1 pseudogene is annotated in these 597 nt (G+C 43.9%); it reads left to right on the top strand.

Features of this window, described 5'->3' with window-relative positions:
* Positions 1-131, top strand: a pseudogene (locus tag ACTHTQ_RS11255) (IS481 family transposase); the annotation flags it as partial.
* Between the last annotated feature and the right edge of the window lie 466 nt (positions 132-597).

Raw genomic sequence — 597 nt, 5'->3', positions numbered from 1 at the left:
TGTGCCGCTTTGTTAATTTCTATAACACTGTGAAGCCGCACCGCAGTTTGAACGGCGATACGCCGTTTGAGGTCTTGCAGGCTTCATTCTCAACCTGTGGTGTAAACAACGCAACGTTTTCCTACATTTGAATCAGCGTTAAACAATAAAAAACCGCCTGTTCATGACAAACAGGCGGAAACTGAAAAACAGTTTTTTGTTTTCAGCCGTTTAATTGACTAAAAGCAGGAACAGGGTTAAGATAATCTTAACGACTGTTCGCAGTCTCAGCCATGAACGACCCGTGCGAGTGGTATGTTTCATGATTGAAACTCTCCTTTCTAGGAAGGTTTCAGCACAAAGCCCCACTGCAATGGGGCTTTTTTGCTACCAGCCCCACAATAATTATACCCAAACTTCCTAAAATTATTCCAAACAAATTTCTACTAAAAAGGCCGTCTGAAACCCCAATTTTTTGGGTTTCAGACGGCCTGACACCTTTGCAAAATCCCCCCAAATCCCCTAAATTCCCACCAAGACATTTAGGGGGATTTCTCATGAGCACCTTCTTCCAACAAACCGCACAAGCCATGATTGCCAAACACATCGACCGCTTCC

Source organism: Neisseria sp. P0020.S003 (genome assembly GCF_051957095.1).
GTDB lineage: Bacteria > Pseudomonadota > Gammaproteobacteria > Burkholderiales > Neisseriaceae > Neisseria > Neisseria subflava.
The sequence above is the reverse complement of the archived record's forward strand: the minus strand, read 5'-3'. Positions and strand labels throughout refer to the sequence as shown.